An 8,125-nucleotide genomic window follows, 5' to 3' on the forward strand; every position below is an offset into this window, starting at 1 on the left:
CATGCTGCAAGAATTACGCGCCCGGCTCAGAATCCGTTTTGCCGCCCCTCCGGGAGTTCCTTTGGGCATCCATAACATTTATGTCTGGCCCAATAAAAACGGCTGGATACTGCTTACGATTCTCCTGGCCATGCTGGCCTTCGGCATCAATTACCAGAACAACCTGGTGCTCATTCTGGCCGTGTTTATCCTGTGCTCCGTTCTTACCTCCGTGTTTTACGGGTTTTTCAACATGAACGGCGTCAGCATTGACGTGAGGAAGATGACCGCCGCCGCTTATGCGGGTTCTCCCCTGCCCCTGCCGGTATTTGTCAGCGCCAAATCCACTCCGGGCCGCGTCCGCATCATCCGGGGACTTCGGATCACGGCTCCCGGAGCCGCGGCGCTGATTGCCCCGGACATCGCCGGCGGCGGCGCCGTCCAGCTCAGCTTCGCCAATGAAAAGCGCGGCATTTTCCGGGTGCCCCTTCTGGCAGTAAGCTCCGCCTGGCCTCTGGGCGTGGTGAACACATTCTCCTATGTGAAGCCGGATACCGAAGTTCTGGTTTATCCCCGTCCGGTAAGCACGGAATATCTGCTGGATCGCCAGCCGGGACTCCTTATGGGATCCCGGAAGGAAGCTCCGGAAAAGCAGGGCATTGCCGCTCTCCCGGAACAGCGCGGCCGCCTCCGGAGCCGGGATGAAATCTCCGGTCTCCGGCCCTACCGCCCCGGAGATCCTCCCGGCATTATTGACTGGAAAAGAATGGCCCGGGGACAGGGACTCCTGGCCAAAGATTTTTCTCAGGATAACAGCATGGATCTCTACCTTAACATCAACAGCATCCGCCCCCGGAATTACGAGGATGCCATCAGCCGGCTCACCTGGGCGGTTCAGGATCTGTCCCGCAAGGAACAGCGCTTCGGCTTCAACGCCTTCGGGATCTTCGAAGCCCCGGACAGCGCACCGGAGCACACCGCCCGGATCCTGACCAGACTGGCCCTGCTGCCGGAGGGGAAATACCATGCTGACGTCTAAAAAAGCGCTGATCCTGATGGGGCTCCTCTACTTTATGGCCACCGGGTTTGCCGGCAGCGTCCTCTTTATTTCCGTCATCCTGATCTCCCTTGGGGCGGTTTTTATCAAAACCGGCTTCGCTCTTAACTGGTTCCGGGCTCCCTCCCGCCTGACAGTGCGGGCCATTTCCGTTCTGGGCATTATCTGTCTCATTGTCCAGGGCATCATGCACCGGCAGATCGGCATTGCCGCCATCAACCTCCTGGTGCTGGGCTGCGCCCTGAAATTTCTGGAATACTCCAGCGAACGGGACTCCTACGTGCATGCGGCAGCTCTGGTGTTTCTCAGCATTCTGCCCCTGATCTTCCACTACCAGATCTACATCGCCCTGTACCTGATGCTGGCGGGAATTCTGATAATCTGGATCTATATCGCTCTCACCAGAAGAAGCTCGGCAGGGGAGGATATCAGACTCATGATCCGGCTCTTCCTGCCGGCCGTCCCTCTCACCGCGGCGCTGTTTCTGGTACTGCCCCGTTTCGGTTCCTTCTGGGTGCTTCCCGGCAATGAAGACGCCGGCGTCACGGGAATATCCTCTTCATTTTCCGCGGGAAATCTCCGGGCGCTCTATCAGTCGGACACCCTGGTGGCCCGGATCAGCTTTGCGGACGGCATTCCCGCTCCTTTGTACTTCCGGGTCATGACCTACAGCCGCTACCGGAACGGCGAATGGCAGCAGGATCTTCTGGTATCCCGGGATCAGAACCGTCTGGCCTACAGCCCCTTTGCCGAATCTCCGAAGGACAAGCCCAGCGCGCCCGGCGGCGTTGCTTACGACGTCATGATGGAGCCCACGGGAACGGTTTATATTCCCTCTCTGAAATTCTCCGGAAACGACAGCAGGGATCTCTTCTACAGCCGGGATGACACCTATACCGTCAATAAGCCTCTGAGATCCCGGGAGCTCTTTCATTTCACGTGGTATCCCGACTATCAGCCCCGGAACGAAACGCCCTACTCCGGATCCTTTCTCCGCCTGACCCCGGGGGAGAATCCCCGCGCCCGGGAGCTGGTGCTCCGGCTCACAGAAAACCTGAAGACGCCTGAGGAAAAGGCTGCGGCCATTTACGGCTATTTCAAAAACGGGTTTTCATATACGCTGAACCCCGCCGGAGGCGCGGGCGCCGGAGCTTTCGGCCAGAACAATCATGTGGATCGCTTCCTTCTTGATACCAGACAGGGCTTCTGCGTCCATTATGCCGAGGCCATGGCCGTCATGCTCCGGATGGCCGGCATTCCCAGCCGGATAGTGTCCGGATATGCCGGCGGGGAAAGCGTCCCGGATCTCAATATGGTGATCATCCGGGAATACGATGCCCATGCCTGGACCGAGGCCTTTATTGAAGGAAAGTGGGTTTCCTTTGATCCCGTGCTGCTGGTGTCCCGGGAATTCGCCAGCTCCGGGGGCTATTCCGCCATCAGGGAAGGCTACCGGGCTCCCTCCGGCTTTGCGGGCCTTTGGAAACAGATCCGGGACATCACCGAAAACCTGGAATACTCCTGGAGCCGCTTCATTCTCAACTTCGACACGGACTACCAGGAAAAGCTGCTTAAAAACAGTCTCCCCCTGATCATCGGTCTCGTGGCCGGGGGCCTTCTGGTGTACGTCATTTTCTTTCTCATAACCCTGCTGGGAGGCCGCAGCCTCCGGCGGGATCCTCAGGAAATACGCCTGATGAAAAAGGCCTTCCGCGCCCTGGCCCGCCGGGGGATCCCGGCAGGAACCGGGGAAACTCCCGCGGCCTTTGCCGCAAGGCTCAGCCTTTTGAGCTCCGAAACAGCAGTCCCGGATCCGGCTCAGAAACAGCCGGGAAACCGGAAAGAACTCAGCCCCGCAAGTCTTAAGCTCATCGCCGGCGAGTTCGCCGCCCTGGCTTATGAGTTCAGCCTGCTGCGTTACGGAAAAACACCGCAAAACCATAAGGAGCTCCTCAGGGGGCTCCGGAGCCGCGCTGACAAAATTGTAAAAATTTGCACAACATCATAATTTGCCGTATTTCCATGGGCATTATGTGAACAAATATGAAATACCTGAACCGCTAACAAATTAAAATGAAATCGGGTGGGTTGTTTCAGCCCCGCTCCTGTGACGTTAACTGAACATAATATTTTTTTTCTGATTGGTAATTTGCGGCGACTCCGGGTGATAACCTGGAGGCCGTCAGGCGACGTAAGCATGACAGACAGCAGAAACATAACAGAAACAGCAGCGTCTTTTGTTTTTTTGAGAGATTTGTATATCTATGAGCACTCCCAAGCCCTCCGGAAATGTTTCCCCCGAAGCCAGAATCGCAGAACTGGAAGCAGAACTTAGCACGGTAAAACGCAGCATCAGAAAAGAACGCGAATGCGCTCTGAGCCTGCTTTCGCAGGTAACCAAGATTTTCTGGGGACACGACACCACTTTCAATGACCGGCTGAAGACAGCCATAAACAAGATAAACACCGAAAAACCTCTCTACGATCAGCTTGATGACGTCATGGCCATTCAGGGCGCTTTGCATACTCAGTCCCGCAAGGTGCTGGAATTCTATGCCAAGCTGGAAATCTACATCAAAATCCTTCCGGAGCTCATCAGAAACTCCAAAATTCTCCCCAAGTCCTATCAGGACTACGCCAATGAAATCATGCTGAACCGGAGCCGGCCCTACAACGATAAGGTGGTGCTGATCTGCGACCTCGTGAAAAAAACGCTGGAGCACCTCTTCAAGCAGAACTCCGGCAACCAGAATGACAGCGTGCCCGCCACCGAAAGAAACAAGATTCACTCCCTTATCAACGGCGTGGAGCTTTCCGGAGAGCTTAACGAAGAGCTTAAGAAATATGCCGATGTGCTCACGGACAAGAACATCATCATCTCGTACACCGATCTCCCGTATCTGGTGGAAAGAATTATTTCCGTGCTGGTAAAGGGCTTTAACAGCGAAAGAGACTTCAACCTGGTGTTCCTGGGCAACATGAGCGAGCATATCAACAGCGTGCATGCGCTCCTGAACAGCAATCTGGAGACCAACCGGGAAATTCAGCTGGCCGCACGGGAAAATAACTCCCAGTTCGGCGTGGAGCTAGCCGCCATTGACGAATGCGTCAGCGGCGCCGAGCCCGCTCCCGGCAGCGTTACCGCCATGATTCATGAGAAGCTCTCCGCTCTCAGCAATCTCGTCAAGGAACGGGAAGACTTCATGGAGGTGCAAGACAAGCTGATGAACGATCTTAATGACATTGAAAACAAGATCGTGTCCATCAAGAAGGATGCGGTGCAGTTCAAGACCGATATCGGCGAAATCTCCCAGAAGAACAAGATTGACAGCATCACCGGCCTTAATAACAGAATGAGCTTTGAAAGCCGTTACGAAAAGGATATCCGGAAGCTCGGCAAGGAGAATTTCAGCGGCATGTCCGTGATTCTGGCGGATATTGACGCCTTTGTCCGCATCAATCAGAAGTACGGCGACTTTGTGGGGGACAAGATCCTCCGGGTGCTGGGACTGACCCTGAGAAAGACTCTGAACGAAAAGGATTTTGTGGCCCGCATCGGATCAGATTTCTTCGGCATTATCACCTATACCAAAGATCCGGCTGCGGCAAAGGCCGTTTCCGAAAAGATCATCTCCGCCATCAAATCCATTCCGTTCCACTATAAGAATGAAAAGGTGCCGGTAACCATTTCCGCGGCCTACAAGGTCATCACCGATGACGAACCGGCGGATGCCGTGCTGAGTTCCCTGTCGGAAACTCTGGAAAAGGCCAAGAACAGCGAAAGCGCCGCCAGAAGCTCCTCCGACGAGCCCTTTGCCCGCGGACTCCTGCTTGAAGGCTGATTGGCGCCGGGGAGGGAGCTATGATTTCAATAATACAGCCGGTGGACAATCTGGCTCTGCTCTCTCAGCTGGAGAGCGCCAGCCTGTCGCGTTTTTCCTCAGGCGAGCTTTACGACATCTACCGCAAATGCTCCCTGGCCGTGCTGAACACCGGGGCCAAGACGGACAATTCCCACATTCTGCTGGACAGGTACCGCACCTTTGAAATCAATGTGATCCAGAATGAACGGGGCGTGAAGCTGGAGCTTATCAATCCTCCGGAGTCCGCCTTTGTAGACGGGGTGATTATCCGCAACATCCAGGTGAATCTCTATACGGTGCTCCGGGATATCGTTCAGTCCTCCGCCATCGAAAAGATGCAGAGCGAAATCGACTCCCTGAAGCAGATTCCCGTCTCCAAGCTCATAACCAACAGCATCTTCACCAGACTGCGTCTCGCCAGAACGCTGATCCCGGGACAGAATCCCAACGTTGCCGTATGCTGGGGCGGTCATGCCATTAATCAGACGGAATACGATTATGCCTATGAGGTAGGCGTGCGTCTCGGGCTCCGCAAGATCGACGTCTGCACCGGATGCGGCCCCGGGGCCATGGAAGCCCCCATGAAGGGCGCCTTTTTCGGGCACGCCCTGCAGGGCTACAGCTCCAGCAGATTCATCGGCCTCACCGAGCCTTCCATTATTGCCGCAGAACCCCCCAACCCCTATGTGAAGGAGCTGGTGATTATGCCGGATATCGAAAAACGGCTGGAAGCCTTTGTCAGGTTCGGCAATGCCATTATTCTCTTCCCGGGCGGCCCCGGTTCTGCCGAGGAATTTCTCTATATTCTTTCCGTGAAGCTCCTTAAGGAAAACCGGCACGAGCCCCTCCCCCTGATTCTGACCGGGCCTAAGGAGAGCAGGTCTTACTTTGCCTCTCTGGACACCTTTGCCAGAACCGTGCTGGGAGACAGCGTCTCCAGATACTACGAAATCATCATCGATGATCCCGAAAAGGTGGCCCGCTCCGTCAAGGACGGTCTGGATATGGTACGGGAGCACCGCACCATGACCAGCGATTCCTACTGCTTCAACTGGACCCTGAAAATTCCGGAATATCTCCAGGAGCCCTTTGAGGCCACTCATGCCAATATCAGCACTCTTAACCTGCACCGTTCCGGGAATTTATCCGAAATGGCCTCTAACCTGAGAAGAGCCTTCTCGGCCATTGTTTCGGGCAACGTCAAGGAAGCCGGCATGGAGGAGATCAAAAAGCACGGCCCCTTCATCATCGAAGGGGACAGCGACATCATGGCGGCCATGGACAAGCTCCTTAAGGAGTTTATTGACCAGAAGCGCATCCTGCTTTCCCAGAACGAGTATGTCCCCTGCTACACCCTCCGGAACAGCCAGGAAAAAAGGCCGGAAACGGCAAATTAAGAGGGCTGCAGCCGGGCGTAATGAAGGCGTCCCGAAGATCAGAAGAAGCGCCGGATGAATTCCGGCGCCGCTGTTTATGCGTTTCTGCATAAAGTCAGATTATCTCCCTTTTTTCCTGCCTGTATTCTCTTTCCTTTTTTGCGCCGCCCCTGCCGGTATCTCCGTTAATTCCGGAGCCATGCCGTACTGCCCTGCTGCTCCGTTGGCACTGCTCAAGTCCGCACAGGTACAGTCACACTTATGCAAAATCCCAACAACAAAAACAGAAAAATATTGTTTTTGGGGTGATTTTTCCTCAAAAAATGTAAAACTTCACACAAGATCCACACAATCCCCACAGTACCACACATAATTTTCAGGAAGAACAAATATATTTTTGCAAATTCTGACATTTTTCTTTGTATCCTCAAAAAGCGGGAGTACAATACAGCCGTAAAATGAAATTTTTCCTTCATGAGGAGTCTTGTATGACTATTAGAGTTGGTATTTTAGGATACGGCAACCTTAGCCGCGGCGCTGAAAGCGCCATTGCTCATGCTGATGACATGGAGCTTGTTGCGGTATTTACCCGCCGGGATCCTGCCACCGTGCAGATCAGAACCCCGAATGTTCCGGTGGTTAATGTTTCCGAGGTTGAAAGCTGGAAGGACAAAATTGACGTCATGATCCTCGGCGGCGGCAGCGCCACCGATCTGCCGGAACAGACTCCGGCCATCGCCAGACTCTTCAATGTTATTGACAGCTTTGACACCCATGCCAGAATTCCGGAGCATTACAGCAATGTGGACGCCGCTGCCAAGGCTGCCGGCAAGATCTCCGTTATTTCCTGCGGCTGGGATCCCGGTCTTTTCTCACTGGCCAGACTTTACGCCACCGCCGCTCTCCCGCAGGGCAGCGATTACACCTTCTGGGGCAAGGGGGTGAGCCAGGGGCATTCCGATGCCATAAGACGCATTCCGGGAGTTAAGGATGCCAGACAGTACACCATTCCGGTAGACTCCGCGCTGGAGGCGGTGCGCAGCGGCCAGAACCCCGAGCTTACCACCAGACAGAAGCACACCCGGGAATGCTTTGTGGTTCTTGAGGAAGGCGCCGATGCCCAGGCGGTGGAAAACGCCATCAAGACCATGCCCAACTACTTCGCTGACTACGACACCACCGTGCACTTCATCAGCGCGGAGGAATTAGCGCAGAACCACAGCGGTCTCCCTCACGGCGGCTTTGTATTCCGTTCCGGCACCACCGGTCTCGACAATGAATTCAATAATATCATCGAGTTCAGCCTGAAGCTTGACTCCAACCCGGCCTTTACCGGCAGCGTGCTGGCCGCCTATGCCAGAGCCGCTTACCGGCTGAATCAGGAAGGCCAGACCGGAGCCCGCACCGTGCTTGACATTGCTCCGGCATATCTGGTGAACCTTTCCGGCGATGAACTGAGAAAGCATTTTGTCTAAGCTGAAACAGTTTCCCTTTTAATAATACTCCTTTTTGCCGCATCCTACGGGTGCGGTTTTTTTTTGGAGACTTCAGGGAAAAACGGCGGCAAAAAGGAGACAAAAAGGGAGGCATAAAAGGGATCTAAGGCACCGGGAGATAAAAAAACCGGCGGAAAAATTCCTACCCGACATTGGTCAGTATTTTTTCGGAATTCTTATCCCCTCTGAAGAAAATCAAGATTTGATTCACACTATCAAACCGTGACTAGAATTAATGTGAACCTAGTCACGTAAATCACCACAGTGACTTTACATTTTCAAATATGTGATAGACGTGACAAAATTAGATGTACGTTCTTTATGATTGGTATATATGCAGGTAATCTCGTAGCC

General features: G+C 54.2%; 5 protein-coding genes. All 5 read left to right on the forward strand.

What is annotated here, in order from left to right:
• Position 1: 1 nt before the first annotated feature.
• The 5 genes from ACJROR_RS03735 to ACJROR_RS03755 all read left to right on the forward strand — a co-directional run bounded on the left by ACJROR_RS03735 (position 2) and on the right by ACJROR_RS03755 (position 7,750).
• Positions 2-1,018, forward strand: coding sequence for a DUF58 domain-containing protein (locus ACJROR_RS03735; protein ID WP_406545924.1), 1,017 nt, complete (start codon positions 2-4; stop codon positions 1,016-1,018).
• Positions 1,005-3,044, forward strand: coding sequence for a transglutaminaseTgpA domain-containing protein (locus tag ACJROR_RS03740; protein WP_406545925.1), 2,040 nt, complete (start codon positions 1,005-1,007; stop codon positions 3,042-3,044). The genes ACJROR_RS03735 and ACJROR_RS03740 overlap by 14 nt, the downstream gene beginning before the upstream one ends.
• A 256-nt stretch (positions 3,045-3,300) precedes the next feature.
• Entirely contained in the window at positions 3,301-4,878 is a 1,578-nt protein-coding gene (locus ACJROR_RS03745) for a GGDEF domain-containing protein (RefSeq protein WP_406545926.1), read from the forward strand.
• 20 nt (positions 4,879-4,898) lie between these two features.
• Positions 4,899-6,296 (forward strand): nucleotide 5'-monophosphate nucleosidase PpnN, encoded by a 1,398-nt coding sequence (gene ppnN, locus ACJROR_RS03750; protein ID WP_406545927.1) that lies wholly within the window; start codon positions 4,899-4,901, stop codon positions 6,294-6,296.
• Positions 6,297-6,763: 467 nt separating this feature from the next.
• On the forward strand, positions 6,764-7,750 hold the full coding sequence (locus ACJROR_RS03755) for a diaminopimelate dehydrogenase (protein ID WP_406038105.1): 987 nt from the start codon (positions 6,764-6,766) through the stop codon (positions 7,748-7,750).
• Positions 7,751-8,125: the final 375 nt, after the last annotated feature.

Origin of the sequence: Succinimonas sp. (assembly GCF_045225735.1) — a bacterium.
Classification (GTDB): domain Bacteria; phylum Pseudomonadota; class Gammaproteobacteria; order Enterobacterales; family Succinivibrionaceae; genus Succinimonas.